The 24,816-nt window shown below is 67.3% G+C and carries 23 protein-coding genes and 1 pseudogene; 12 read left to right on the top strand and 12 right to left on the bottom strand.

Annotation, left to right across the window (positions count from 1 at the left end; translation table 11 throughout):
- Window positions 1–40: 40 nt before the first annotated feature.
- Window positions 41–568: an Lrp/AsnC family transcriptional regulator gene (locus tag CXY91_RS15335; RefSeq protein ID WP_248307503.1), complete on the bottom strand. Its 528-nt coding sequence runs from the start codon at window positions 566–568 to the stop codon at window positions 41–43.
- Between CXY91_RS15335 and ehuR the strand changes: the two genes are divergently transcribed.
- The 11 genes from ehuR to CXY91_RS15280 all read left to right on the top strand — a co-directional run bounded on the left by ehuR (window position 557) and on the right by CXY91_RS15280 (window position 12,612).
- Entirely contained in the window at window positions 557–2,011 is a 1,455-nt protein-coding gene (gene ehuR, locus CXY91_RS15330; protein WP_100962198.1) for a MocR-like ectoine utilization transcription factor EhuR, read from the top strand. The two genes, CXY91_RS15335 and ehuR, sit on opposite strands and share 12 nt — an antisense overlap.
- Window positions 2,012–2,141: 130 nt before the next feature.
- Window positions 2,142–3,170: a hydroxyectoine utilization dehydratase EutB gene (eutB, locus tag CXY91_RS15325; RefSeq protein WP_465246866.1), complete on the top strand. Its 1,029-nt coding sequence runs from the start codon at window positions 2,142–2,144 to the stop codon at window positions 3,168–3,170.
- On the top strand, window positions 3,167–4,180 hold the full coding sequence (gene eutC, locus CXY91_RS15320) for an ectoine utilization protein EutC (protein WP_100962196.1): 1,014 nt from the start codon (window positions 3,167–3,169) through the stop codon (window positions 4,178–4,180). Before eutB ends, eutC begins: the two co-directional genes overlap by 4 nt.
- A complete protein-coding gene (doeA, locus tag CXY91_RS15315) occupies window positions 4,177–5,355 on the top strand; it encodes an ectoine hydrolase DoeA (RefSeq protein WP_100962195.1) in 1,179 nt (392 codons plus the stop codon). The genes eutC and doeA overlap by 4 nt, the downstream gene beginning before the upstream one ends.
- A 4-nt stretch (window positions 5,356–5,359) precedes the next feature.
- A complete protein-coding gene (gene doeB / locus CXY91_RS15310; RefSeq protein WP_091836994.1) occupies window positions 5,360–6,373 on the top strand; it encodes a N(2)-acetyl-L-2,4-diaminobutanoate deacetylase DoeB in 1,014 nt (337 codons plus the stop codon).
- A 106-nt stretch (window positions 6,374–6,479) separates the two neighbouring features.
- Window positions 6,480–7,331 carry an ectoine/hydroxyectoine ABC transporter substrate-binding protein EhuB gene (gene ehuB / locus CXY91_RS15305; protein WP_091836997.1) on the top strand — a complete coding sequence of 284 codons (852 nt, stop codon included), beginning with the start codon at window positions 6,480–6,482 and terminating at the stop codon, window positions 7,329–7,331.
- An 80-nt stretch (window positions 7,332–7,411) separates the two neighbouring features.
- On the top strand, window positions 7,412–8,077 hold the full coding sequence (gene ehuC / locus CXY91_RS15300) for an ectoine/hydroxyectoine ABC transporter permease subunit EhuC (RefSeq protein ID WP_100962194.1): 666 nt from the start codon (window positions 7,412–7,414) through the stop codon (window positions 8,075–8,077).
- A gap of 10 nt (window positions 8,078–8,087) precedes the next feature.
- Window positions 8,088–8,780, top strand: coding sequence for an ectoine/hydroxyectoine ABC transporter permease subunit EhuD (gene ehuD, locus CXY91_RS15295; RefSeq protein ID WP_091837002.1), 693 nt, complete (start codon window positions 8,088–8,090; stop codon window positions 8,778–8,780).
- Window positions 8,777–9,556: an ectoine/hydroxyectoine ABC transporter ATP-binding protein EhuA gene (gene ehuA, locus CXY91_RS15290; protein WP_091837004.1), complete on the top strand. Its 780-nt coding sequence runs from the start codon at window positions 8,777–8,779 to the stop codon at window positions 9,554–9,556. The genes ehuD and ehuA overlap by 4 nt, the downstream gene beginning before the upstream one ends.
- Before the next feature lie 133 nt (window positions 9,557–9,689).
- On the top strand, window positions 9,690–11,198 hold the full coding sequence (locus tag CXY91_RS15285) for an NAD-dependent succinate-semialdehyde dehydrogenase (protein WP_199777471.1): 1,509 nt from the start codon (window positions 9,690–9,692) through the stop codon (window positions 11,196–11,198).
- A 31-nt stretch (window positions 11,199–11,229) separates the two neighbouring features.
- Window positions 11,230–12,612 (top strand): aspartate aminotransferase family protein, encoded by a 1,383-nt coding sequence (locus CXY91_RS15280; protein ID WP_100962193.1) that lies wholly within the window; start codon window positions 11,230–11,232, stop codon window positions 12,610–12,612.
- Between the two features lie 87 nt (window positions 12,613–12,699).
- Here the strand turns inward: CXY91_RS15280 and proX are convergent, their stop codons facing one another.
- The 9 genes from proX to CXY91_RS15235 all read right to left on the bottom strand — a co-directional run bounded on the left by proX (window position 12,700) and on the right by CXY91_RS15235 (window position 22,687).
- Window positions 12,700–13,740, bottom strand: a complete 1,041-nt coding sequence (proX, locus tag CXY91_RS15275) for a glycine betaine/L-proline ABC transporter substrate-binding protein ProX (protein ID WP_091837010.1) — start codon at window positions 13,738–13,740, stop codon at window positions 12,700–12,702.
- Window positions 13,741–13,823: 83 nt separating this feature from the next.
- On the bottom strand, window positions 13,824–14,771 hold the full coding sequence (locus CXY91_RS15270) for an ABC transporter permease (protein WP_100962192.1): 948 nt from the start codon (window positions 14,769–14,771) through the stop codon (window positions 13,824–13,826).
- A complete protein-coding gene (locus tag CXY91_RS15265; RefSeq protein ID WP_100962191.1) occupies window positions 14,768–15,937 on the bottom strand; it encodes a quaternary amine ABC transporter ATP-binding protein in 1,170 nt (389 codons plus the stop codon). The genes CXY91_RS15270 and CXY91_RS15265 overlap by 4 nt, the downstream gene beginning before the upstream one ends.
- Window positions 15,938–15,999: 62 nt before the next feature.
- Window positions 16,000–16,314, bottom strand: a complete 315-nt coding sequence (locus CXY91_RS15260) for an NIPSNAP family protein (RefSeq protein WP_100962190.1) — start codon at window positions 16,312–16,314, stop codon at window positions 16,000–16,002.
- Entirely contained in the window at window positions 16,311–17,141 is an 831-nt protein-coding gene (locus tag CXY91_RS15255; RefSeq protein WP_100962189.1) for an alpha/beta fold hydrolase, read from the bottom strand. The genes CXY91_RS15260 and CXY91_RS15255 overlap by 4 nt, the downstream gene beginning before the upstream one ends.
- A gap of 5 nt (window positions 17,142–17,146) precedes the next feature.
- Entirely contained in the window at window positions 17,147–18,232 is a 1,086-nt protein-coding gene (locus CXY91_RS15250; RefSeq protein ID WP_100962188.1) for an LLM class flavin-dependent oxidoreductase, read from the bottom strand.
- Window positions 18,233–18,263: 31 nt separating this feature from the next.
- Window positions 18,264–19,775: an aldehyde dehydrogenase gene (locus CXY91_RS15245; protein ID WP_100962355.1), complete on the bottom strand. Its 1,512-nt coding sequence runs from the start codon at window positions 19,773–19,775 to the stop codon at window positions 18,264–18,266.
- Window positions 19,772–20,773 (bottom strand): flavin reductase, encoded by a 1,002-nt coding sequence (locus tag CXY91_RS15240; protein ID WP_100962187.1) that lies wholly within the window; start codon window positions 20,771–20,773, stop codon window positions 19,772–19,774. The genes CXY91_RS15245 and CXY91_RS15240 overlap by 4 nt, the downstream gene beginning before the upstream one ends.
- A gap of 108 nt (window positions 20,774–20,881) precedes the next feature.
- Complete coding sequence (locus CXY91_RS15235) at window positions 20,882–22,687, bottom strand: helix-turn-helix domain-containing protein (RefSeq protein WP_100962186.1); 1,806 nt, start codon at window positions 22,685–22,687, stop codon at window positions 20,882–20,884.
- Between the two features lie 136 nt (window positions 22,688–22,823).
- Here CXY91_RS15235 and CXY91_RS15230 point away from each other — a divergent pair, with 136 nt between their 5' ends.
- On the top strand, window positions 22,824–23,429 hold the full coding sequence (locus tag CXY91_RS15230) for an amino acid synthesis family protein (RefSeq protein ID WP_100962185.1): 606 nt from the start codon (window positions 22,824–22,826) through the stop codon (window positions 23,427–23,429).
- A gap of 270 nt (window positions 23,430–23,699) precedes the next feature.
- Here the strand turns inward: CXY91_RS15230 and CXY91_RS15225 are convergent, their stop codons facing one another.
- Both CXY91_RS15225 and CXY91_RS15220 read right to left on the bottom strand, forming a co-directional pair.
- Window positions 23,700–24,452, bottom strand: a complete 753-nt coding sequence (locus CXY91_RS15225; protein ID WP_100962184.1) for an SDR family NAD(P)-dependent oxidoreductase — start codon at window positions 24,450–24,452, stop codon at window positions 23,700–23,702.
- Window positions 24,452–24,816, bottom strand: a pseudogene (locus tag CXY91_RS15220) (ABC transporter substrate-binding protein); the annotation flags it as partial. The gene CXY91_RS15225 and the pseudogene CXY91_RS15220, both read right to left, overlap by 1 nt.

The raw sequence follows: 24,816 nt of genomic DNA, 5'->3' as shown, positions 1-24,816 counted from the left end.
AATGAAGCGGTGTTGGTTGGATTCGTGATCGCCGCTATAGTTACAAATGCGCCTTAGTGATTGGGATGCTCTTGGTCACGACATAGGTGTAGTATCGCTCGATCCCGATCGCAGGGTCGAGCAGCCGGTCGATCAGGCGCTGATAGCTGTCGATGTCCGGCACGACCACCCGCATGATGTAGTCGATACCACCGCCGGTGGCATCGCAGGCGACGATGGCAGGCTCCCTGGCCACCGCCTCTTCGAAGCGCCGGAAATCCGCCTGCTGGTGGCTCTTCAGGCTGATCTCGACGATCACCGTAGTCCGCGGCGCGTCGGGCGCCAGATCGACGATGGCCGTGTAACCCCTAATCACACCGGCCTCTTCCATCCGGCGCAGCCGCTCCCAGCAGGCAGCCGGCGACAGCGCCACCGTTTCGGCCAGCTTGAGCTTGGTCATGCGGCCATCGCGTTGCAGGGCCGCGACGATCTTCAGATCGATGGGATCGAGCTTCATCTTCGGCGACCACGCGTGCATAATGTCATGAATTCTGCTTCCTAAGAACGAGACAATCCCATGTTCCGTCAAGCCGAGAAGCCTTCAGGCGCCAGGCTTTCTCCCATTGTCGAGAAAGCCGTCGAATGGCATCCGGCCCTGACGAAGCAGAAGGGCGCGACCAAGCACGCCGCGCTGACCGAGCGCATCATCGCCGACATCGACGCCGGCGTCCTGAAGCCGCTGGACCGGATGCCGACTCATCGCGACCTCGCCCGCGAGCTCGGCATCTCCGTCCAGACCGTCAGCCTCAGCTACAAGGAGGCCGAGCGCCTCGGCTATCTCAGCGGCGAGGTCGGGCGCGGAACCTTCGTGAAAAGTCGCGTCACCGAGCAGGCCGGCCGGCTGATGCTCGATCGCAGCCCGACCGAGGTCGTCGACCTCTCGATCGTGCGCGGGGTCTATCTCGATGCGCATGAGGCGGCTTCGCGCCAGGCGCTGGCGGCGTTGGCCGAGGGCGACACCAGTCCCTTCATGCGCCCGTGCCGGCCGATCGCCGGCCTTGATCGCCATCGTGAAGCGGCGCGCCTCTGGCTTGGGCCGCTCGGCGTCGAGACCTCCGTCGAACGCGTGCTAATCACCAACGGCGCCGCCCATGCGCTCTTCCTGGCGCTCGCCTGCGTGGCGCGCGCCGGCGATGTCGTGCTTACCGAGAACCTGACCGATCACGGCGTCATCGGCCTCGCCAACGTCCTCGGCTTCAGCCTCAGGGGGCTGCCGACCGACGAGGAAGGGATCCTGCCCGAGGCCTTCGAGGCCGCCTGCCGCGCCGGCGGCGTGCGGGCGCTCGTCCTCATCCCGACGCTCAACAATCCGACCAGCCATGTCGCCGGCCCAGAGCGCCGCCGCGCCATCGCCGAGGTCGCGCAGCGCCATGGCGTCTTCGTGGTCGAGGACGAGGTCTACAAGCCGCTGATCCCCGAGCCCCTGCCGTCGATCACCGCGATGCTGCCCGAGCTCGGCTTTTTTCTCACCAGCTTCACCAAGACGGTGCTGACCGGCCTGCGGGTCGGCTATCTGGTGGTGCCGCCGCAATATTCGATCCGCGCTGCCTCGATCCTGCGCGTGACGAGCTGGAGCGGCACCTATCTGCCCGCCGAGATCGCGACACGCTGGGTCGAGGACGGCACGGCGCAAAGGCTTCTTGCTGTTCAGCGCGCGGAGGCGACGGCGCGCCAGCGCATCGTCGCGGAGACGCTTGGGGGCCATGTCGCCTCGAGCCACCCGCTCTCGCTTTGCGCCTGGCTCAAGGTCCCCGCGCACTGGACCGAGGACGGCCTGGTGCGCTCGCTCGCCGACCGGCGCGTGGCCGTGACGCCGTCCGACCCCTTCGTCGCCGGCCCCAATCATGGTGGCGGCATCCGCATCTGCCTGGGCGGGCGGATGAGCCATGAACTGCTGGCCCGGACACTGACGACGATAGGCCAGACCTTCGAGCAGCTTCCGCCGGTTTTCGACATCGGCGCGATCGGCTGAGGGCGGCGGCGAAAGAGCCCACTTTGCCGTGTCGTTGCCGCCTTTGGCCCATGTCCGGCATAATTGAATCATGACAATATAATAATTGACATGAAATTTTACCCCTCGCAGCATGACAAGCGAGAGGGTACTGCCGGTGACCAAACCGCATCTTGCCACCGCAGAAGCAGAACGAGCGGCCGCGCCGCTGGCCGTCGTCGCACTGCCTGAGATCGAAGCCGCCGCGGCGCGTATAGCCGGCCGGGTGGTGCGTACGCCGCTCGTAACCTCCCCTGCCCTGAGCCGCCTCTGCGGCCAACCTGTCCATCTCAAGCTCGAAACCCGCCAGCCGATCGGCGCCTTCAAGCTGCGCGGCGCGATGAATGCGGTGCTGGCATTGAGCGACGAGCAGCACCGGCGCGGACTCGTGACCGCGTCGACCGGCAATCATGGCCGTGCCGTCGCCTACACCGCTCGCGAGCTCGGCTTTGCCGCCACCATCTGCATGTCGGCGCTGGTGCCTTCAAACAAGGTCGAGGCGATCCGCGCGCTCGGCGCGCAGGTCCGCATCGTCGGCCGCTCCCAGGATGATGCGCAGGCCGAGGTCGAGTGGCTGGTCGCCGAGCACGGGCTCATTCAGATTCCCCCCTTCGATCAGCCTGACGTCGTCGCCGGCCAGGGCACGATCGGCCTAGAACTGGTCGAGGACCTGCCCGATCTCTCCTGCGTTCTGATCCCGCTCTCCGGCGGCGGCTTGGCCGCCGGCATTGCCGTCGCGGTCAAGGCGCTGCGGCCGTCCACGAGAATCGTCGGCATCTCGATGGAGCGCGGCGCCGCCATGGCCGCGGCGATCGCCGCCGGCCGGCCCGTCGAGGTGGTCGAAGAGGAAACGCTGGCGGATTCGCTCGGCGGCGGCATCGGCCTTTACAACCGCGTCACCTTCGCGCTGTGCCGCGACCTCATCGACGAGGTCGTGCTCCTCAGCGAAGCCGAGATTGCGGCCGGTATCCGCCATGCCGCTCTTGTCGAGAATGAAGTCGTCGAGGGCGCCGGCGCGGTCGGCATCGCCGCCTTGCTCGCCGGCAAGCTCAGTCTGCATGGGCCGGCGGCGCTGATCGTCTCCGGCCGCAATATCGACGAGGCCATGCACCGGCGCATTGTCTCCGGAGCCGCCACATGAGCCGCATGCTCGTCCTCACCGAAGCGGACCTGCGCCGCATCGTCAGGCTCGACCTGAGTGCGATCGCCTGTGTCGAGGAGGCTTTCGCCGCGCTCGCCACCAGGCCGGTCGCGATGCCGCCGATCCTGCGGCTCGACATTCCCGAGCACCGCGGCGAGGTCGATGTGAAGACGGCTTATGTGCCCGGCCTCGACGGCTTTGCGATCAAGGTCAGCCCCGGCTTCTTCGACAATCCCAGGCTTGGTCTGCCCAGCCTCAACGGGCTGATGATCCTGTTCAGCGCCAGGACCGGCCTCGTCGAGGCGCTGCTTCTCGACAACGGCTATCTCACCGATGTCAGGACGGCCGCCGCCGGAGCCGTCGCAGCGCGGCATCTCGCCCGGCCGGATGCTGCGGTCGCTGCGATCTTCGGCGCCGGCATGCAGGCGAGGCTCCAGCTCGAAGCGCTGGCGCTGGTGCGGCCGCTCCGCGAGGCCCGGATCTGGGCGCGTGATCCGCGCAAGGCGAGCGAGGCCGCGAGCGAGCTCACTCGGCGCCTCGGCTTTGCCGTCTCCGCCGTCGCCGATCCGCAAGCTGCCATGCACGGCGCCGATGTCGTTGTCACCACGACACCGGCAGAGCGGCCGATCCTGATGGCGGACTGGCTCGAGCGCGGCCAGCACGTCACGGCCATGGGTTCCGACAGCGAGCACAAGAACGAGGTCGATCCGGCTGCCTTCGCCCGCGTGACCTATGTCGCCGATCGCCTCAGCCAGACAAGGCGGCTCGGCGAGCTCGCCTCGGCGATCCGCGCCGGCCTCGCCGCGGCAGACCAGGTTTTCGCCGAGCTCGGCGAGGTCATAGCCGGCAAGCGTCCGGGCCGCACGAGTTCCGACGAGATCACCCTCGCCGACCTGACCGGCACCGGCGTGCAGGACACCGCGATCGCCAATCTTGCCGCCGCCCGCGCCCGCACTGCCGGCGCCGGGCAGACCATCGACACCAAGGCCGAAGCGGGAGACGCCGCGTGACCGTGACCCTGAACTTCACCCGCGAGGAATATGCCGAGCGCCTCGCCAAGACCCGCGCCGCCATGGATCGCGCAGGCATCGAGCTGGTGGTCGTCACCGACCCCTCGAACATGCATTGGCTCACCGGCTATGACGGCTGGTCGTTCTACGTCCATCAATGCGTGCTGGTGCCGCCGACCGGCGAGCCGATCTGGTATGGCCGCAAGCAGGATGCGAACGGCGCCAAGCGCACCGCTTACATCGGCCACGACAATATCATCGGCTATCCCGACCACTATGTGCAGTCGACCGAGCGCCATCCGATGGACCTGCTCGCGCAGATCATCGGGGAGCGCGGCTGGGACAGGCTCTCGATCGCGGTCGAGATGGACAATTACTACTTCTCGGCGGCCGCCTTCGCCTCGCTGCAAAAGCATCTGCCGAACGCCCGCTTCAAGGATTCCGGCGGGCTGGTAAACTGGCAGCGCGCGGTCAAGAGCGCTACCGAGCTCGACTACATGCGCAAGGCCGGCCGCATCGTCGAATTGATGCACCAGCGCATCGTCGATGTCGTCGAGCCCGGCATGCGCAAATGCGATCTCGTCGCCGAGATCTACGATGCCGGCATCCGCGGCACGGCCGAGTTCGGCGGCGACTATCCGGCGATCGTGCCGCTGCTGCCTTCGGGCGCCGATGCTTCCGCCCCGCATCTGACCTGGGACGACAAGCCGATGCGTATCGGTGAAGGCACCTTCTTCGAGATAGCCGGTGCCTACCGGCGCTATCATTGCCCGCTCTCGCGCACCGTCTTCCTCGGCAAGCCGACGCAGGCCTTCCTCGATGCCGAGAAGGCGACGCTCGAAGGCATGGAGGCCGGGCTCACCGCGGCCAAACCGGGCAACACCTGCGAGGATATCGCCAACGCCTTCTTCGGCGTGCTGAAAAAGTACGGGATCATCAAGGACAACCGCACCGGCTACCCGATCGGCCTGTCCTATCCGCCCGATTGGGGCGAGCGTACGATGAGCCTGCGCCCCGGCGACCGGACCGAGCTCAAGCCCGGCATGACCTTCCACTTCATGACCGGCCTCTGGCTCGAGGATATGGGCCTCGAGATCACCGAGAGCATCGCGATCACCGACACCGGCGTCGAATGCCTGTCGAACGTGCCGCGCCAGCTCTTCGTCAAGGGTTGAGCCGATGCTGACCGCTTCGCCCCGCCCTTCGCCGGTGACGCCGACAATCGACCTCTCGGCGCAGGGTGTCCAGCATGGGCACCTGCGCCTGCCCTACAGCCGCGACGACAGCGCCTGGGGCTCGGTCATGATCCCGGTCTGCATGATCGCCAATGGCGACGGGCCGACCGCGCTACTGATCGGCGCGAACCATGGCGATGAATATGAAGGGCCGGCGGCGCTGTTCGAGCTGGCCCGGACCCTCGACCCGGCCCACGTCACCGGCCGGGTGATCATCCTGCCGGCGCTGAACTATCCGGCCTTCCGGGCTGGGACGCGGACCTCGCCGATCGACAAGGGCAACATGAATCGCAGCTTTCCGGGCCGTCCGGATGGCAGTGTAACCGAAAAGATCGCCGACTACGTCACGCGCCATCTCGTCCCGCTGGCCGACATCGTCCTCGACTTCCATTCAGGCGGAAAGACGCTCGACTTCCTGCCCTACGCCGCGGCGCACGAACTGCCGGACAAGGCGCAGGAGGCGCGCTGCTTTGCGGCGGTCGCCGCCTTCTCCGCGCCCTACTCGATGAAGATGCTGGAGATCGACGCCGTCGGCATGCTCGACACCACCGTCGAGGCGATGGGCAAGGTCTTCGTCACGACCGAGCTTGGCGGCGCGGGAACGGCGAGCGCGCGCAGTATCGGTATCGCCCGGCGCGGCGCCAGCAACCTGCTCAGGCATGCCGGCATCCTTGCCGGAACGCCCGAGACGACGCCGACAAGCTGGCTCGACATGCCCTCGGCCGATTGCTTCAGCTTCGCGCAGGACGACGGACTGATCGTCTTCGAGCACGACCTCGGCGAGCCCGTGCGCGCCGGCGAGGTCATCGCCCGGGTCTATCCCGTCGGAAAGACCGGGCTCGCCCCGGCCGAATACCAGGCCGCGATGGATGGCGTGCTCGCCGCCCGCCACGTCCCCGGGCTGATCAAGGCCGGCGACTGCCTCTCGGTGCTTGCCGTGCTGACGGAGGCGCCCTGAACCCGTTCGGCCGGGGGACCGGTCCAAGCCAACCGCCGGCGCGAAGACGCCAGAGAAGCCGAAGCAATCGGCAAGCGGAGAAACATCAACCAGAGGAGAATTGTAGATGCTGTTCCTGAAGATCGCGGGTTTCTCCGCCATTGCTCTCGCCGCCGGCCTCGCCGCTGCCGGCGCCACCAGCCTCAAGGACGTCAAGGACCAGGGCTATATCCGCATCGCCACCGCCAATGAGGTGCCCTATTCCTATATGAAGGATGATGGGACTTCCGCCGGCATCGGCCCCGACGTCGCCAACGCCGTGCTGAAGAAGCTCGGCATCGCCGAGGCCAACTGGTCGGTGACGCCCTTCGGCACGCTGATCCCCGGCCTCAAGGCCAAGCGCTTCGACTTCGTCGCCGCCGAGCAGAACATCTCGCCCGAGCGCTGCAAGCAGGTCTCCTTCACCGAACCGAACTCCTCCTATGGCGAGGGGCTACTGGTGAAGAAGGGCAATCCGAAGAAGCTGACGACCTATGCCGATATCGCCAAGGACCCGTCGCTCAAGGTCGCGGTCGTCTCCGGCGCCAACAATATCGACTTCCTGCGCGCCGTCGGCGTGAAGGACAGCCAGGTGATCTTCATCACCGCCAATGCCGACGCGCTCGCCACCGTGCAGAGCCGCGCCGACGCCTATGCCGCGACCGAGCTCACCGTCGCCTCGCTGGCCAAGGGCCAGGCCAATGTCGAGCAGGTCGCGCCGTTCACCGACCCGGTGGTCAACGGCAAGCCGGTCCGCAATTTCGGAGGCTTTGCCTTCCGGCCGGAGGACAAGGAGCTGCGCGACGCCTTCAATGCCGCGCTCGTCGAGTTCCGCAAGACCGACGACTACAAGAAGATCCTTGGCACCTATGGCCTCTCGGACGCCAGCATCAAGGCGGCGGCCGAGCGCAAGGTCGAGGATCTCTGCGCCGGCAAATAGTCTCTGACCGACACCGCTCTGCCCGCTTTGGTGGCGGGCGGAGCTCCACGCCTGTTCAACCTCGTCGCGGAGCCTGCCGGATGGAGTGGCTGTCCTATCTGCCCGCCTTGTCGCGCGGCGCCCTGATCACCGCCGGGATCACCTTGGCGGCGATCGCGATCGGTGCGGTCGCGGCCTTCGCCGCCGGCATCGCCCGCGTCGAGGGCGGGCGCGTGCTGTCGCTGGTCGCGCTCTGCTACACCGAGCTGTTCCGCGGGACATCGCTGCTCGTCCAGCTGTTCTGGTTCTACTACGCGCTGCCGCTCGTCGGGATCAGCTTCGAGCCGGTCGCCACCGGCATTCTCGTGCTCTCGCTGCATGTCGGCGCCTATGGCTCCGAGATCGTCCGCGGCGCCCTGCAATCGGTCTCGGTCCAGCAGCACGAGGCGGCGCGCGCGCTGAACTTCGGCCGGGCCCAGACGCTGATCCACATCACCCTGCCGCAGGCGCTGGTCGAGATGATGCCGGCCTTTGGCAATCTCGCCATCGAGACCCTGAAACTGTCCTCGCTGGTCTCGCTGATCTCGATCGCCGACCTGACCTTTCGGGCCCAGTCGATCCGCAACCTCACCCTCGACAGCGCCGGCGTCTACAGCCTGACGCTGCTCGGTTATTTCGCGATGTCGCTGGTGCTGATGCTGGTCATGCGACTGATCGAGCGGCTGGTCCGGCGCGGCGCAGCCTTCCCGCGCGCGGCGCATTCGTGAGGAGCCGCGCATGATGTACGGCTTCGAATGGGATACGACGACGCCGCTGACCTACGCATCCTCGATCCTGCCGATCATTCTGATCGGCCTCTCCGTGACCTTGCAGGCGGCTGCCGCGGGCTTTGCGATCGCGCTGGTGCTCGGCCTGGTCTTCGCGCTGCTGCGGCGCAGCCGCATCACGGCCGTTTCCTGGACGACGGCCATCGTCGTCGAGTTCCTGCGCGACACGCCGCTGCTGGTGCAGCTCTTCTTCCTCTATTATGTGCTGCCCGACTACGGCATTACGCTGCCGGCCTTCCTCACCGGGGCGCTTGCGCTCGGGCTGCAATATTCGGCCTACACCTCCGAAGTCTATCGCGGCGGCATCGAGGCCGTGCCGCGCGGGCAATGGGAGGCGGCGACCGCACTGAACCTCTCACGCCTGCAGACCTATCGCGACATCGTCGTGCCGCAGATCGTGCCGCGCATCCTGCCGGCGATGGGCAATTATCTCGTCGCCATGATCAAGGAGACGCCGGTGCTCTCCGTCGTCACCGTCCTCGAGATGATGGGCCTCGCCAACATGATCGGCGAGCGTACCTTCGAATATCTCGTGCCGCTGACGCTGGTCGGCCTGATCTTCCTTCTCCTCACGCTGATCTGCTCGGCCGGCCTGCACCGGCTGCAGAAGGCGCTGCCGAAAGCAGGGATCCCGCTGCGATGACCGAGACCACTCAGGCCCCCATCATCGAGTTCGCCGGCGTGACCAAGCGCTTCGGCGCGCTGACCGTGCTCGACGATTTCAACTTCAGCGTCGCGCGCGGCGAGAAGGTCACGCTGATCGGCCCGTCTGGCTCGGGCAAGTCGACGGTGCTGCGCATCCTGATGACGCTGGAGCCCTTCCAGGAAGGCCGCCTGACTCTCGCCGGCATTCCCTATCACGAGCCGAATGCCGGCGGCCCGTTCAAGGCCTCGGACGGGCATCTGCGCCAGATCCGTAGCCATGTCGGCATGGTCTTCCAGAGCTTCAACCTGTTCCCGCACATGACCGTTCTGCGCAATGTCGTCGAGGCGCCGGTGCGGGTGCTCGGCCTGCCCCGCGGCGAGGCCGAATGCCGGGCCGTCGACCTGCTCGCCATGGTCGGGCTCGCTGACAAGAAGGACCATTTTCCCGCCCAGCTCTCCGGCGGCCAGCAGCAGCGCGTCGCCATCGCCCGCGCGCTTGCCATGCGTCCCCGCGTGCTGCTCTTCGACGAGCCGACCTCGGCGCTCGATCCGCAGCTCGTCGGCGAAGTGCTCTCGGTCATTCGCGGCCTCGCCAGCGAGCATGATCTCACCATGCTGCTCGTCACCCACGAGATGCGTTTCGCCCGCGAGGTCTCCGACCGGGTCTGCTTCTTCGACAAGGGCCGCATCTGCGAACAGGGCGAGCCGGAGCGCATCTTCAGCGCACCGGAGCAGCCGCGCACCCGCGAATTCCTGGCCTCCGTGCTGGGCTGAGTGCGCACCGAAATTCTATCGGCGCCACCCCGAATTTCCGAGACTGCCTCGGCACAGAGCCGGCACTTCGAAGACAGTCTCGCCAGCCTTCCGCCTAGCCTCGTTCAACCGAGGGAGGATGGTCATGAGCACGATGACGAGCGCGGCAAGACGGGAAGCGACGATCGCCAAGCCGGCCGAGCATCCTGGCCTGTCGCGCCTGACCGATCGCCGTCTGCTAAGGCAGCTGTCCTATATCGGTGGGCGCTGGACCGCCGCGCCAGACGGCGAGACCTTCCCGGTGACCGATCCCGCGACCGGCGCCCTCGTCGCGCAGGTCGCAGCGCTGGGTGCCAGCGAAGCGACGCAGGCGATCGACGCGGCTCATGCCGCCTTCCCGGCCTGGAAAGGGCTGCTGCCGCAGGAGCGCGCCGCGCTGCTGCGGCGCTGGCATGCCGCGATGCTGGCAGCGGCCGAGGACCTCGCTTTGCTGATGACGCTCGAACAGGGCAAGCCGCTGGCGGAATCGCGCGGCGAGATCGCCTATGCCGCCGACTTCATCGCCTACTACGCCGAAGAGGCGATGCGGGTGAACGCCGAAGGCGTTACCAGCCACCTCCCGGGTGCGCAGATGTCGCTGTCGCGCGAGCCGGTCGGCGTCGCCGCCCTGCTGACACCCTGGAACTTCCCCTCCGCCATGCTGACGCGCAAGGCTGCCGCCGCGCTCGCTGCCGGCTGCACCGTCGTCGCCCACCCGTCCTCGCATACGCCGCTCTCGGCGCTGGCGCTGGCCGAGCTCGCCGACCGCGCCGGCCTGCCGGCTGGCGTCTTCAACGTGGTCACCGGCGACGCCGCGCCGATCGCCGAGACCTATTGCGCCGATACGAGGGTGCGCGCCGTCAGCTTCACCGGCTCGACCGAGATCGGCCGCCTCGTCGCCCGTAATGCGGCCGCGACCGTCAAGCGCATGGTGATGGAACTCGGCGGCCATGCCCCGCTGATCCTCTTCGACGATGCCGATCTCGACCGCGCCGTGGCGATCGCGATCGACGCCAAATTCGCGACCTCCGGCCAGGACTGCCTCGCCGCCAACCGCATCTATGTCCAGCGCGGCCTCTACGAGCGCTTCTGCACCGCCTTCGCCGAGAGGACAGCGGCGCTGCGCGTCGGCGCCGGGCTTGAGGACGGCGTCGAGATCGGCCCGCTGATGCATGCCGCTGCCAAACGCAAGGCCGAGGCCCAGATCGCCGATGCGCTGGCGCACGGCGCAAGACGGCTGACGCCGGAGCGCGCCATGCCCGGGCCGCTTTTCCTGGCGCCGACCGTGCTCGCCGATGTGCCGGACCAGGCGCTGATCATGCGCGAGGAGACCTTCGCCCCGGTCGCCGCCATCGCCCCCTTCGACAGCGAGGACGAGGTCGTCGCCCGTGCCAACGACAGCGAATACGGCCTCGTCGCCTATGTCGTGACCCGCGACGGCCCCCGAGCCGCGCGCCTCGCCAAGGCGCTCGACTACGGCATGGTCGCGGTCAATCGCGTCAAGATCACCGGCGCGCCGATCCCCTTCGGCGGCATGAAGCAATCCGGCGTCGGCCGCGAGGGCTCGCGCCACGGCCTCGAAGCCTTCACCGACCTCAAATATGTCTGCCTCGACCTGAACTGAGGCTCCCTCCCCCTTCATCAGGATGATTGCGATGCTCGACCACCCCGCCCGCACCGACAACGAACTGGACGCCTGGGACCGCGACCACTTCTTCCACCCTTCGACGCATATGGGCCAGCATGCCCGCGGCGAGACGTCCAATCGCATCATCGCCGGTGGCGAGGGTGTCTACATCGTCGATCGCGACGGTAAGCGCAGCCTCGACGCCTTCGCCGGGCTCTATTGCGTCAATGTCGGCTATGGCCGCAAAGCGATCACCGACGCGATCGCCGAGCAGGCGGCCAGGCTGCCCTATTACCACGCCTATGTCGGCCATGGCTCGGAGCCGTCGATCAGGCTCGCCAAGATGGTGGTGGAGCGGGCGCCGAAGGGCATGAGCCGGGTCTTCTTCGGGCTCTCCGGCTCCGACGCCAACGAGACCAATCTCAAGCTGGTCTGGTACTACAACAACGTCCTGAAGCGGCCGGAGAAGAAGAAGGTCATCTCGCGCTGGCGCGGCTATCACGGCTCGGGCGTGATGACCGGCAGCCTCACAGGCCTCGCCGCCTTCCACAATCTGTTCGACCTGCCCAAGGCGCCGGTCCTGCATACCGAGGCGCCCTATTACTACCGCCGCGAGGATCGCAGCCTCAGCGAGGAGCAGTTCTCGCAGCACTGCGCCGACAAGCTCGAGGAGCTGATCCAGGCCGAGGGCCCGGAAACGATCGCCGCCTTCATCGGCGAGCCGGTGCTCGGCACCGGCGGCATCGTGCCGCCGCCGGCCGGCTACTGGGCGAAGATCCAGGCAGTGCTCAGGAAGCACGACATCCTGCTGATTGCCGACGAGGTCGTCACCGGTTTCGGCCGCCTCGGCAGCATGTTCGGATCTGACCATTACGGCATCGAGCCCGACCTCATCACCATCGCCAAGGGCCTGACCTCGGCCTATGCGCCGCTCTCCGGCGTCATCGTCTCGGAAAAGCTCTGGCGCGTGCTGGAGCAGGGCTCGGACGAATACGGCCCGATCGGCCATGGCTGGACCTATTCCTCGCATCCGCTCTGCGCGGCCGCCGGCGTCGCCAATCTCGAACTCGTCGACGAGCTCGATCTCGTGCGCAATGCCGGCGAGGTCGGCGCCTATTTCAATGCGGCGCTGAGGGAGGCCGTCGGCAGCCATCGCCATGTCGGCGAGGTCCGCGGCGAGGGCCTGCTGGCAGCGGTCGAATTCGTCCGCGACAGGGATGACCGCGTGTTCTTCGACGCCTCGCAGAAGGTCGGCCCGCGCATCGCCGCGGCATTGCTCGAACAGGGCGTCATCGCTCGCGCCATGCCGCAGGGCGACATCCTCGGCTTCGCACCGCCGCTGTGCCTGACGAAACGGGAAGCCGATCTGGTGGTCGACGCGACGCGGCGCGCCGTGGAGGCAGCGCTTTGACGAAAAGAGCCGGCCAAGCGGCCGGCTCTCGCTCATGCTCTAGGGAAAGCCGGCCTGCCACTGGCCGGCTTTCTTTCACGAATGGCCTCAGACAGCGTCCCGGCCGCTCTTCACCCAGCTGTCGAAGGTTGCCTTGTTCTGGCTGATCCACTCATCGGCCATGCGGTTGACGTTGGCGCTGCTCGCGCCGTTCTTGTTGATGCTGAATTCCCAGCCCGACCAGGTCGGCAGCGGGAATTTCATCTGCTCGATCAGCACCTTGACGGCGGGGTTGGCGGCGATGAACTGCTTGTTGGCGACAGACGCCCAGTTCCACGACGCCATCGCCATGCGGCAGGGGTCGGCGCCGCCGGCGCAGCCCTTGACGCCGGGCACGAGGGCCGAGCCGCGATTGGGCACGTTCGGCGGCAGCGCATCCTCGGGCGTCGGCAGCCAGACGACCTCCTCGCCCGGGATCAGCGCATTGTTCACCCAGGACGGGCTCCAGGCGTAGAAGAAGGCCGGCTCGCCGCGCTTCACCCGCGCCACCGCCTCGACCATTAGCGTCTCGTACTTGCCGCGCACCGAGCGCACCGTGTCCTTCAGGCCGAACTTGTCGAGCTGGAAATCGACGACGTCGCCGCAGCTCCAGCCGGGATCGCAATTGATCAGATCGGCGCGCCCGTCCTTGCCGAACAGCGCGGCGAGCTTGGGGTCCTTCATCTGGGCGAGGCTGGTGATGTTGTGTGCCGTCGCCGTCTTCTTGTCGATCAGGTAGCCGTTGACGCCGCCGCCGACGATCATGCCGCCGCCGATCAGCTCGGCCTGCTTCTCGACGGCGCGGAAGGCCGGCTCGCGCTGGGGCATGTTGACGTCGGTCGCAAGATCGAGATCGCCCTGCGCCGCGGCCTGGAAGAACAGGGTGGTGTTCAGCGTCGAGATCTTCACGTCGTAGCCGAGTTCCTTCAGCGCCCGGCTGACGATCTGAGCAGTGACGTAGTTGGCACCGAGGCTGTCGCTCTGGGCGTAGCGCACGGTCTTGCCCTTGCCCGGCAGGGCCTGGGCCAAGGCCGCGCCTTGCAGGGTGGCGGCGGCGAGCGCGGCCGCGGCAAATGTCTTGACGAGGGTCTTGGCTGACAGGCTGATCATCGCGTTCTCCTCTTTGATTATCGCTTTTTGTCGTCCCCACCCGCTTTGTCCGGCGGGATGTCTTGCGCCGCTGGCTGCGGCGTCTATGCGCCTTGCCGGGTGGCCTCGCCCGGCGGCAGGGCGGCGATCTCCTCGCGCCGCCCGCCGCGCAGGAAGCGCATGGCGAGCTGGAACAGCGACGGGCGCTGGCCACTCCTGGCCTCGGCGAGCTTCTGGGTGATCCGGTCCAGCATCATCGCAAGCAGGACGATGGCGATGCCGCCGACTGCGGCGCGCCCGACATCGAGCCTCCCCAGCCCCTGGAGCACGACGAGGCCGAGTCCCTCGGCGCCGATCATCGCGACCACGACCGACATCACCATCGCGGTCAGCACCGTCTGGTTGAGGCCACCGAGGATGGTCGGGATCGCGAGCGGCAGCTGGATTTCCCAAAGCAGCTGCCGCCGGTCGGCACCGAAGGCGAGGCCGGCCTCGACGATCTCGTGCTCGACCATGCGGATGCCGAGATTGGTGAAGCGGATCAGGGGCGGCGCGGCCGCCGTAACGACCGCGACCTCGCCCGGCACCGTGCCGACGCCGAACAGCATCACCACCGGCACGAGATAAACGAAGGTTGGCGTCGTCTGCATGATGTCGAGTATCGGGCGGACGACGTTCCAGACCCGGTCGCTGCGCGCGCAGAGAATGCCGATCGGAATCCCGATCACGGCGCAGAAGACGATCGCCGTCGCGATCAGCGACAGCGTCGTCATCGCCTCGGCCCAGACGCCGAGCATGGCGATCACGACCAGTGACACGACGCTGAAGATCGCGACGCCCACGCCGGCGCTACGCCAGGCGATGAGGCCGATCAGCAGCAGCATCGCCGGGAACGGGATGGCGTGCAGCACCCAGTCGTTGAAGCCGAGCAGGCTCTCGACCGGCCATTTGATCGCCTGGAAGAGCGGACGCAGGTTGAGAGCGAGCCAGCGCACCCCGTCCTGGATCCACTGGTCGACCGGAAAGATCGCGAGATCGTCGGCCTTGATCATGGTTCGCGCTCCTGAACCGGCAGGTTGGCGATACGGGCGAGAATCTGCTCGGCGCCCAGCAGGCCGACGAGGCGGCCGGCCTCGTCGATCACGCCGACACTCCGGTCGGCGCGGTAGCAGCGCGCGACATCGATGAGCTTGGTTGCCTCCGGGACACAGATCGGAGCGGCCTGTTCGGCTGGCAGCGTCCCGGTTTCCTGCAGGCGGGCGATCTCGGCGCCGTCAAGCCCGGCGACGACCTGCTCCTCTTGGTCGAGCAGGAAGCCGCCTTCCGGTCCGCCGACGACGATGCCGGCCGACCCGCGCCAGAGCACCGCCGGCGCCTTCATCACCGAACGCGCATCGAACAGGCGCGCGCGATCGACCTCGCGGGTGAAGGCCGCGACATAGTCGCTGCCCGGCTCGAGCACGATCGATTGCGGCGTGCCCTCGCGTACCAGCCGCCCCTCCGACATGATCGCGATGCGGGTGCCGAGCTTCAGCGCCTCCTGGAAATCATGGGTGATGAACAGGATGGTCTTGTTGAGCGTGCGCTGCAGGCGCAACAGCTCGTCCTGCATCTCGGTGCGGATCAAGGGGTCGAGCGCGCTGAAGGCTTCGTCCATGATCAGGATGTCGGCATCGGTCGCGAGCGCCCGCGCCAGGCCGACGCGCTGGCGCATGCCGCCCGACAGCTCATGCGGCAGATGGTAGCCCCAGCGCCCGAGCCCGACGACCGACAGCACCTCCTCGGCGCGGCGGCGGCGCTCGGCCGGTGCGACGCCGCGCAGCTTCAGCCCGAACTCGACATTGTCGATCACGCGCTTGTTCGGCAGCAGGGCGAAATGCTGGAACACCATCGAGATGCGCGTGCGCCTGACCTCGCGCAATGCCTTCTCGTCGAGCGGCACAATATCCTGCCCATCGAGCAGGATGCGGCCGGCGCTGGGCTCGTTCAGGCGGTTGATGCAGCGCGCCAGGGTGGATTTGCCGGAGCCCGACAGCCCCATCACCATGTACATCGCGCCGGATGGCACCGCGAGCGAGACGTCGTCCAGGCCGACGACATGGCCGAGCGTCTCGAAGACGCTGTCCTTCGTGCCACCCTTGCGCAGGATCTGCAGGGCAGGTCCGGGATCCTTGGCGAAAACCTTGTACAGGTTCTCGATACGCAGCCTCTCGCTCACTGCACTCCCCTCCTGTGATCGTGCGGGGCGGCGATTGCGCCTGTCACCCGCGCATGCTGCGCTCAGCGCAGCGGCGAAAAATCCGTCGGCAGCAGAATGCGGTTCTCGGCCTGCTCGATGTTCTCGACCAGCCTGGGCAGGAAGGCCTGCCAGCGCGGATCGTCGGCGAGCTGCTGGCGCCGCACGCGACGGTCTTCGAGATCGGCATAGGCCCACATGTGAGTGACCTGGCTCAGCGCCCCGATCTCGGTGGTGAAGTAGCCGACGAGCTGCCCGAGAATGGGCTGCTGGATGGCAAGGCCCTCCTCGCGCACGAGTTGGAGATAGCGGTTCATCCGTCCGTTGCGGATGCGGTAAATGCGCTCCTCGACGATCACGCCGTATCCTCCGTGAGAAACTCATCCATCAGCGCCGCGACGCGGTCGGGCGCCTCGTTGAGTAGGGAATGGCGCAGCCCCGGCAGGATATGCAGGCGCGAGCCGGCGATGCGCTCATGCATGAAGCGTGACATGCGCGGGTTCGAGCCCAGGTCGTGTTCGCCGGTGGCGATCAGCGTCGGAAGGCGGATCTGGTCGATCAGCCCGCCGAAATCGGTCTCGGCCAGGACGCGATAGGCGGCGGCATAGCAATCCGGATCGTTCTCGGCGTTGCGCCGCCGCAGTTCCGCGATCAGCTCGGGATTGCGTTCCTGGAATTCCTCGGTCAGCCAGCGCGACAGCGAGGCATCGTAATGCGAGCCGCGATCGCCGGCCTTGAGCGCCGCGAGCCTGGCGAGCACACGCTCGCGCTCCTCCGGCGTCCGGCCGGATACGGTCGATAGAAGGACGAGCCGCCGCAGCCGCTCGGGATGGGTCAGGGCGAGGCGCTGTGCGATCAGCCCGCCGAGCGAGAAGCCCGCAAGATCGAAGCTGGCGAAGCCGACATGATCGGCGAGGCCGAGCACGTCCCCAGTGAAATCGTCGATCTCGTAGCGCCCCCTGACACGCTCCGAATGGCCATGGCCGCGCAGATCGAAGCTCAGCATCCGGAAGCGATCGGAGAGCCGCGCGATCACCCCGTCCCAGGCCTCCTGGTAGGAGCCGACGCCGTGGATCAGCACCAGGGGCCGCGGCCCCTGCCCGCTCAGCCGGTAGTTCAGCGCGACACCATCGCGCATGAAGGTCCCCGCGATATCCGGCTCGGTCACTGCGGCAAGACCAGCCATGCCCGTCACGCTCCGGCGGCGGCGAAGCGAGGCTTCGCCGCGTCGCGCCCGCGAGCCGCGAAATGCGGCATCACCTCGTCGATGAACAGCCTGAGCGTCTTCATCTGCAGCTCGAAGGGCAGATTATACGACAGGCCGAGGCAGAACTGGTCGACGCCGGCGGCCTCATAGACCTCGAGCTTCGGGATGACCTCGTCGGGCGTGCCGAAGACCAGGTTGTCGCGGATGGCGCGCGGGTCGTAATTGCCGCGATTGGCGACGGTCTCGAACGGCACCGCCTCCGGGAAGCCGTTGGTCACCGTGCCGATGTTCTGCATCAGGTTCTCGAAATAGCGGCCGTAATCGACGCTGTAGCGGACGATCTGCTCCCAATCCTGCGAACGCTCGTAGACGCAGGAGCGGCGCTGCATCATGAATTTCGGCCGCGGACGCTCGGGATGGTCGGCGCAGGCCTTGCGGAATTTCTCCGCCAGCACGCCGATCTCGGCGACCGGGGCGGAGAGCGGCGTCGAGAGGATGCTGGCGCCGATGCCGACCGCCCAGTCGAAAGTGCCGGGATCGCGCGCCGCCACCCAGATGCGTGGATGGGGGTTCTGCAGCGGCTTCGGTACGGAGGTTGCGAGCGGGAACTGCCAGTACTGACCGTCATGCGCATAGTCGCCGGCCCAGAGCTTCTGCACCGCCGGCACGAGTTCCTTCATATAGGCGACGCCTTCCTGCTGAGGCATGCCGCCCGCCATGCGGTCGAATTCGTACTGATAGGCGCCGCGCGCGATGCCGAATTCGAGGCGCCCGCCGGTCAGGTGATCGCAGAGCGCCGCCTCGCCGGCCAGCCGGATCGGCGACCAATAGGGCGCCACCAGCGTCGCCGTGCCGAGCCGGATGCGATCTGTGTGCTGGGCGAGCCAGGTCAGCGTCTGGAAGGGATTGGGCGAGATCGTGCATTCGATCGTGTGATGCTCGGCCGTCCACAGCGTCTCGAAGCCGCCCTCATCCGCCACGCGGGCGAGCGCCAGCATCTGCGACATGGCGTCCTGCATCGACGCCTCTGGCGAAAAGCGCTCCATATTGATCGAGAGAGCGAATTTCATGGATGCCTCCGTGGAGCAGCGGGACAGCGCGTCAGCGCAGCCGGATGACGAACGGGTCCTGCATGGCGCCCGAGTAGTCGATGACGACGTTCTTCAGCCGCGAGAATTCGCGCATGACCTCGAAGCCGCCGCGGCGGCCGTAGCCGCTCTTCTTCGTGCCGCCATTGGCGGACATGAAGGCGGCCGAGCGGTAGGTGTTGATCCAGACCGTGCCGGCCTCGACATTGCGGGCGAAGCGCATGGCGCGGTCGATGTCGCGGGTCCAGATGCCGGAAGCGAGGCCGTATTCGGTGTCGTTGGCGAGCGCGATCATCTCGTCTTCGCTCGAGAAGGGCACGACCCCGACCACCGGCCCGAAGATCTCATGGCGCATGAAGCTCATCTCATTGCGCGCATCGGCCAGCACCGTCGGCTCGTAGTACCAGCCGCGCGCCAGGGCCTCGTCCTGCGGCTTGCGCCCGCCGACCGCGACCTTGGCGCCCTCACGCACGCCGGAGCCGACGAAGTGCTCGACCTTCTCGAGCTGTGCCGCCAGCGCCAGCGGCCCGATATCGGTGTCCTCGGCCATCGGATGACCGACCTTGACCCGCCGGGTGCGCTCGACCAGCGCCTCGACGAAGCGTTCGTAGACCGGTGCCTCGACGAAGCAGCGCGAGCCGGCGACGCAGGTCTGGCCCGCCGCGGCGAAGATGCCGGAGACGACGCCGTTGACCGCGCGCTCGATGTCGACATCGGAGAAGACGACATGGGGCGACTTGCCGCCGAGCTCCATCTGGCAGGGCACGAGGTTGCCCGCGGCATTGCCGGCGATCTTGCGGCCGGTGTCGGTCGAGCCGGTGAAGACGTATTTGGCGATGCCGGGATGGCGCGTCAGCGCATCGCCCGTGGTCGCGCCGTCGCCGGTGACGACGTTGACGACGCCGGCGGGGATGCCGGCCGCTATGACGAGTTCCGCCAATGCCAGCGCCGACGCCGTCGCGTGCTCGGAGGGCTTGACCACGATCGTGTTGCCGATGGCCAGGCACGGCGCCAGCGTGCCGGTCAGCATCATCAGCGGCGAGTTCCACGGGATGATCATGCCGACCACGCCGATCGGCTCGCGCAGGTTGAAGTTGAGCGTATCGAGCTTGTTGACCGGGATCGTGTCGCCCTGGAGCTTGTCGGCCATGCCGGCGAAGTAGCCGTAGGAATCCGGGATCGCCCGCATTTGGGCGCGCATTTCCTTGATCAGCTTGCCGTTGTCGCGGCATTCGAGCTCCGCCAGCTCCTCGGCATGGGCGAGCACCAGTTCGCCGAGCCGGCGCACCAGCTTGCCGCGATCGGTCTGCGTCAGCCGGCGCCAGGCCGGGTTCAGCAATGCCGCCTTCGCCGAGCGCACCGCCGCATCGACATCGCCGGCGTCGCCCTGCGCGAACTCGTACCAGGGCTCGGCCGTGGTCGGGTCGTAGCTCGGCGCATAGACGCCGCCTTGCGGCGCGACGAAGGCGCCGTCGATGAAATGCCCGATGCGCGAGCCCTGAAGTGTCTGGACCGTCGTCTTCATGCCGCGCCACCGCGCTCCCATTGTTGCGGGACCCCGTCCCAGGGCTGGGTGTCCTCGACCATCGCGAAGCGCCCGCCATCATGGGAATCGACGTAGATGCCGAAGCGCCGCCGGCTGCTTTCGCTGACATAGCGGCGCAGCATCGTGCGGGTTTCGCGGGTGAGGATCTGCTCGTATGGCAGTTCGTCGAAGCCGAAGAAGCGCACCCCGTCCGGCAGCGCCAGGCCGGCGGCGTCGCCCGCCAGCCGCGCCCGATAGACGAGATGACCGGGATCGCCGTCGGCGATGTCGAAGACCGAGTAGAGGAAGGTCGTCTCCGGCAGCAGCGGCAGCCCCTCGCCGCCGGGAACCGGCAGCCGGCCATCGACGATCCGACGCGCGGCATGGGGCAGCGCCCAGCCACCATCCTCGTTGCGGCAGAGCAGCAGCTTTCCGTCGCTCTCGACGAGGTAGTTGACGATCATGCTGCTGGAGGCGAGCCAGCCGGGCGGCAGCGGGTCCTTCACCGCCGCATAGCGCCCGCGGCAGAAGGCCAGCGGGGCGGATGGGCTCGTGCCGAAGGCCCTGACCCGGCCGATCAGGATGAGATGGTCGCCAGCCTCGACACGGTTGTGCACCGTGCAATCGAACCAGCTCATGCAATCGGCCAGCACCGGAGCGCCGGTATGGACGCTGTCATGCAGGGTGTCGGTGAACTTGTTTGACGCTTTCGAGGCGAACAGGGCAGAGACCGGCTTCTGGCCTTCATGAAGCAGGTTGACGGCGAAAGCCTGCCCTTCCGCGAAAGCCGGGTAACTGGAGGCGCCCTTGCCGACGCAGACCAAGAGCAGCGGCGGGTCGAGCGAAACCGAGGTGAAGGAATTCGCCGTCATCCCGCGCGGCCGGCCCTCGGCATCGCGGGTGGTAATCACGGTGACGCCGGTCGGGAAGGTGCCGAAGGCCCGGCGCAAGGCGACGGGATCGATCGAAACCGGCTCCTGGGGTGCTGTCGCCAGCATGGCTGGTCCTCTCCGATGGCATGCGCCACGTCGGAGTCAGGCTATGAAGGTGGCCGCCAGCGCGCTTCCTATGAAAAGATGGAAGTGACCTGGAATCTTTCCGCGCTTTCATTCGAGCCCAGGCGCGGCTCCCTCGATCAGGCCGTGCATCTTGAGCCCCAGTTCCAGAGCAAAGCGCGTATCGGGCGGCTCGGGATCGATGCCGAACAACTCCTGGATCCGCGTCAGCCGATAGCGCAGCGTGGTGACGTGCAGGCCCATGGCGTCGGCGCAGGCCTGGCTGCGGCAGCCATGGCGCAGATAGGTGGCGAGCGTCTCGAGATAGGGCGTGCCGTGCTCCCGGTCATGGGTGGCGACGCGGCCGATGCTGCCGTCGACGAAACGGCGCACCTCGGCCGCATCGGCCGCGCCGATCAGCATCGGCAACGGCCCGAAATCGAGCGCCGAGAGCACGCCGGTCCGCTTGAAGCCGCGCGCGATCCGTACCATGCGCCAGATCCGCTCCCACTCGCCGGCATAGTCGTCGAGCTCCTGGCACAGCCCGCCGATCACCACGATCGGCTCGCCCTGCAGGTCATGGCGCAGGACCTCGGTGATGCGTTTTGCAAAACGTTCTGAGGCTTCGCGCTTCGGCCCCTCCGGCTCGGGCTCGAGGCAGACGAGCCCGGCGCCGACAGCGACGATATGGCAGCCCAGGCCAAGCTGGCCGGCGAGGCGTGCGACGCTCTGATGCGCCTGCTGGGTGCGGTCGCGTTCGCTCTGGCCGGCGGCAGGCAGATCTACCACCATCATCCGCAGCGGCCGCGAGAGCGAGACGCCGAGATGGCGTGCCCGGCGCAGGATGTCGTCGGGATCGCGCCAGCGCCGCTCGACGATCTCGAAGAACAGCTCCGTCAGCGTCCGGGTCTCGAAGCGGAAGCGGATCACGCTGCGCATCATCTGCACGCTCAGGGCGAATTTCGCGCTGTCGATCGTCAGCCGCCTGAGATCGCCACCCTGCTCCTCGCCAAACAGCACGAGCGCGCCAACCTGCTCCGCCTCGACGGCGAGCGGTTCGACCGCCGCCGGCAGTCGCAGCACGCGCCCGTCATGCGAGACCGTCAGCTCGGCTCGGCCCGCCCGCTCGCGCGTCACGCTCTGCCTGAGCTGCGCGATCACCCGGTCGGCTTCACCTTCGGCGAGTAGCCAGCGCCAGGCGGCAGCGTCGAGCAGATCCGGCATGGGCGAGCCGTTGGCGACGAGCGTGTTGGCGGAGAAATCGATCACCAGCACGGCACATTGCAGGAATTCGCCAAGCCGTTCCGCCAAGGCCTCGATCGAGCCTCCGGCCAGCACCTCCTGCAGCAGGTCGCTTTGCGCGACCAGTGCGTGGCGCAAATCCTCGGCAACGCCCCGTGCGGCCCGCAGGCGATGCTCGCGCTCGACCGCGATGGTCCCGAGATGCGCGATCATCGCCATGAAGGCGAGATCTTCGGACGGCACTGGCTTCAAGGCCCGCGAGACCAGGCTGAGCACCATCGGGCGCCCTTCGGCATCGGCGCTGCCGAGCGGCAGGACGATCACCGAGCGGTAGTCGCGCTCGAACGCCTCACGCCGATAGCCAGGGAAGTCCTCGGAGGTGCGGGCATCCTCGATATAGACCGGCTCGCCCGTTCGCAGGGCGAGCAGCGCCGGGCTCGTCGCCAGCTCCCAGCGATCCTCGAGCCGCCGGCGGAGCAAGGTGGGATCGTGCCTCGCGACCACATTGGCGTGGCCATGGGTCAGATCGACCGCCATGATCGAACCCATGGTCCAGCCGCCATGCTCGCAGGCCACCTTGACCAGGTCGAGCAGCAGACCGTCGAGATCGGAACCGGAATTGATCCGGCTGGCGACATCGCGCAGCGAGGCGATCTGGGAAACCGGGTCGAGCATCGCGCCTGATCCTGACTGGCCATCTGCACAGGCTCGCAGCATCGTCCTGCCGGTTCTTCCTAGCAACCGGAGGAAGACAGATGCGCGCCGGCAACTAGCTTGGCCAGCGACGACATTTCAAACGCCGGAGGCAGGCATGGATATCGGGCTGCGCAAGATCGCGACCTTCACTGAAGAGACCATGCTCGAAGGCGGCAAGACCGCGCCCCGGCCGGTCACCATGGTCGTCGTCGCCGCCGTCGTGAAGAATCCCTGGGCCGGCCAGGGCTTCGTCGAGAATCTGCGGCCGGAAATCCTGCGGATCGCCCGCCCGCTCGGCCTTGAGATGACGCGTCGGCTCGTGGCCGCGATGCCGGGAGAGCGTGTCGAGGCCTATGGCAAGGCGGCGATCGTCGGGGTTAACGGCGAGATCGAGCACGCCTCTGCCCTGATCCATACATTGCGCTTCGGCAATGTCTTCCGCGAGGCGGTCTCGGGCACTGCCTTCCTGAGCTTCACCAACACCCGCACCGCGCCGGGCGCGCTGATTTCGCTGCCGATGATCCACAAGGGCGAGACCGGCAAGCGTTCGCACTTCATCACCGCGACCTTCCAGATCGCAGACGCGCCGGGGCCAGACGAGATCCTGGTCGCGATCGGCGCGTCCGATGGCGGCCGCATCCATCCGCGCATCGCCGACCGTTTCGAGGACATGAAAGAAATGGACAGCGAGAAGGCGGCAGGCGAAGCGGTGCCCGCATAGGCCGGGCGTGCGTCCTCCACCGCGCCAGCGACACGCTGACCGGACCCCATTTGGTCGCCTTCCGCGGTCCTATCGGCCTATCGCGGAGTCCTGTCGGCTATTCAACTGCCCGAAAGCGGGCTTCCAAGAGTTGGCGATGGGCCAATAGCTGCCGTTGGCACAATGCCCGGAAGCAGACATTGGCGAGAGGCAGTGAGGAGGGTTCATCACGTGCCGCGTCAGAAATTCACGGTGGCCCTTTCGCCATGCCGACGGCCAAAGTGAATTTTTTCAGAGCCTCATGCCGCCATCGACGGCAATCTCGGCACCGTTGATGTAGGCGCCTTCGGGCGAGCAGAGCAGCAGGGCGACACCCGCACAGTCATCGGCACGCCCGATCCTGCCGAGCGGAATGCGTGCGAGCACCTGCTCCTCCCGTCCAGGCTGGCCAAGCACTGCGCGGTTGCGATCGGTCAGGATCGCGCCGGGCCGGATGACGTTGCAAGTGACATCGGGCGCACGCAGGGTCCGCGCCAGATTGAGGATCATGTTGGTCTGCGCCGCCTTGGTGGCCGCGTAATAGAAATGCGTCGGATTGGGGCGTGCCTCCTGCACGCTGCCGATCGCGATGATCCGGCCGAAGCCGCGCATCAGCATGCCAGGCAGGAAGGCCTGCAGCAGCCTCACTGTGGCATGAAGGTTGATCTCGGTTTGCGCAGCCATCGCGGCTTCCGAGACCGCATCCCATGTCTCTAGGGTTTCGACGGAGGCGCAGAGCACTAAGATGTCGGGTTCGTTTCCGTTCGCCTTCAGCTCTGCCGCCATGGCGGATGGGGCGGCGGCCTCCGCGAGATCGGCGATCAAGGTCGATGCCGCGAGACCTTTTGCCCGCAGATCAGTCGTTGCCGCGTCGGCTGCAACGACATCCCGGTCATGGATGATCGCATGCGCGCCCGCCTCGGCAAGCCGCGTCGCGATCGCCAGGCCGATGCCGCGCGCCGCGCCGGTGACGAGCGCGGTGCGCCCCGAAAGCGGCCCCGCCATCAGCCGAGCAGCGGCTTCACGCGGGCGACTGCATCGTCCATGGCCTGCTGCGGCGGCTTACGGCCGAGCACGGCGGCCTGCGTCTCCTCGATGAAGATGTCGTGGGCGCGGGCCTGCTCGTCGAAGGCTGGCAGATGGATGCGCGAGGCCTTCAGCGCCGCGGCCTCGTCGGCGGCATAGGGCATCGCCGCCTTGAGCTTCTCGTCGGCATAGGTCGAGATCCGGGTCGGCCCGTTTCCGTTGAGCGCCATCGCCGTGGTGCCGGCCTTCGACGAGAGCGCGCGGATCAATTCCCAGGCGAGCGGCTTCTGCTTGGCGTTCTTAGGGATCATCAGCGACCAGAACTCAACCGTCGGCGCGAAGG

Origin of the sequence: Allobosea sp. FBZP-16, from assembly GCF_002831785.1 — a bacterium.
Lineage (GTDB): Bacteria > Pseudomonadota > Alphaproteobacteria > Rhizobiales > Beijerinckiaceae > Allobosea > Allobosea lupini.
The sequence above is the reverse complement of the archived record's forward strand: the minus strand, read 5'-3'. Positions and strand labels throughout refer to the sequence as shown.

Coding starts and splice junctions, on each gene's coding strand:
- ehuR (WP_100962198.1), top strand. CDS start 557: ATGTTCCGTCAAGCCGAGAAGCCTTCAGGCGCCAGGCTTTCTCCCATT.
- CXY91_RS15240 (WP_100962187.1), bottom strand. CDS start 20,773: ATGCTGGCGACAGCACCCCAGGAGCCGGTTTCGATCGATCCCGTCGCC.
- ehuD (WP_091837002.1), top strand. CDS start 8,088: ATGATGTACGGCTTCGAATGGGATACGACGACGCCGCTGACCTACGCA.
- doeB (WP_091836994.1), top strand. CDS start 5,360: ATGCTGACCGCTTCGCCCCGCCCTTCGCCGGTGACGCCGACAATCGAC.
- ehuC (WP_100962194.1), top strand. CDS start 7,412: ATGGAGTGGCTGTCCTATCTGCCCGCCTTGTCGCGCGGCGCCCTGATC.
- CXY91_RS15285 (WP_199777471.1), top strand. CDS start 9,690: ATGACGAGCGCGGCAAGACGGGAAGCGACGATCGCCAAGCCGGCCGAG.
- CXY91_RS15225 (WP_100962184.1), bottom strand. CDS start 24,452: ATGGCGGGGCCGCTTTCGGGGCGCACCGCGCTCGTCACCGGCGCGGCG.
- eutC (WP_100962196.1), top strand. CDS start 3,167: ATGAGCCGCATGCTCGTCCTCACCGAAGCGGACCTGCGCCGCATCGTC.
- CXY91_RS15255 (WP_100962189.1), bottom strand. CDS start 17,141: ATGGCTGGTCTTGCCGCAGTGACCGAGCCGGATATCGCGGGGACCTTC.
- CXY91_RS15230 (WP_100962185.1), top strand. CDS start 22,824: ATGGATATCGGGCTGCGCAAGATCGCGACCTTCACTGAAGAGACCATG.
- ehuB (WP_091836997.1), top strand. CDS start 6,480: ATGCTGTTCCTGAAGATCGCGGGTTTCTCCGCCATTGCTCTCGCCGCC.
- CXY91_RS15245 (WP_100962355.1), bottom strand. CDS start 19,775: ATGAAGACGACGGTCCAGACACTTCAGGGCTCGCGCATCGGGCATTTC.
- CXY91_RS15250 (WP_100962188.1), bottom strand. CDS start 18,232: ATGAAATTCGCTCTCTCGATCAATATGGAGCGCTTTTCGCCAGAGGCG.
- proX (WP_091837010.1), bottom strand. CDS start 13,740: ATGATCAGCCTGTCAGCCAAGACCCTCGTCAAGACATTTGCCGCGGCC.
- CXY91_RS15280 (WP_100962193.1), top strand. CDS start 11,230: ATGCTCGACCACCCCGCCCGCACCGACAACGAACTGGACGCCTGGGAC.
- CXY91_RS15270 (WP_100962192.1), bottom strand. CDS start 14,771: ATGATCAAGGCCGACGATCTCGCGATCTTTCCGGTCGACCAGTGGATC.
- CXY91_RS15235 (WP_100962186.1), bottom strand. CDS start 22,687: ATGCTCGACCCGGTTTCCCAGATCGCCTCGCTGCGCGATGTCGCCAGC.
- ehuA (WP_091837004.1), top strand. CDS start 8,777: ATGACCGAGACCACTCAGGCCCCCATCATCGAGTTCGCCGGCGTGACC.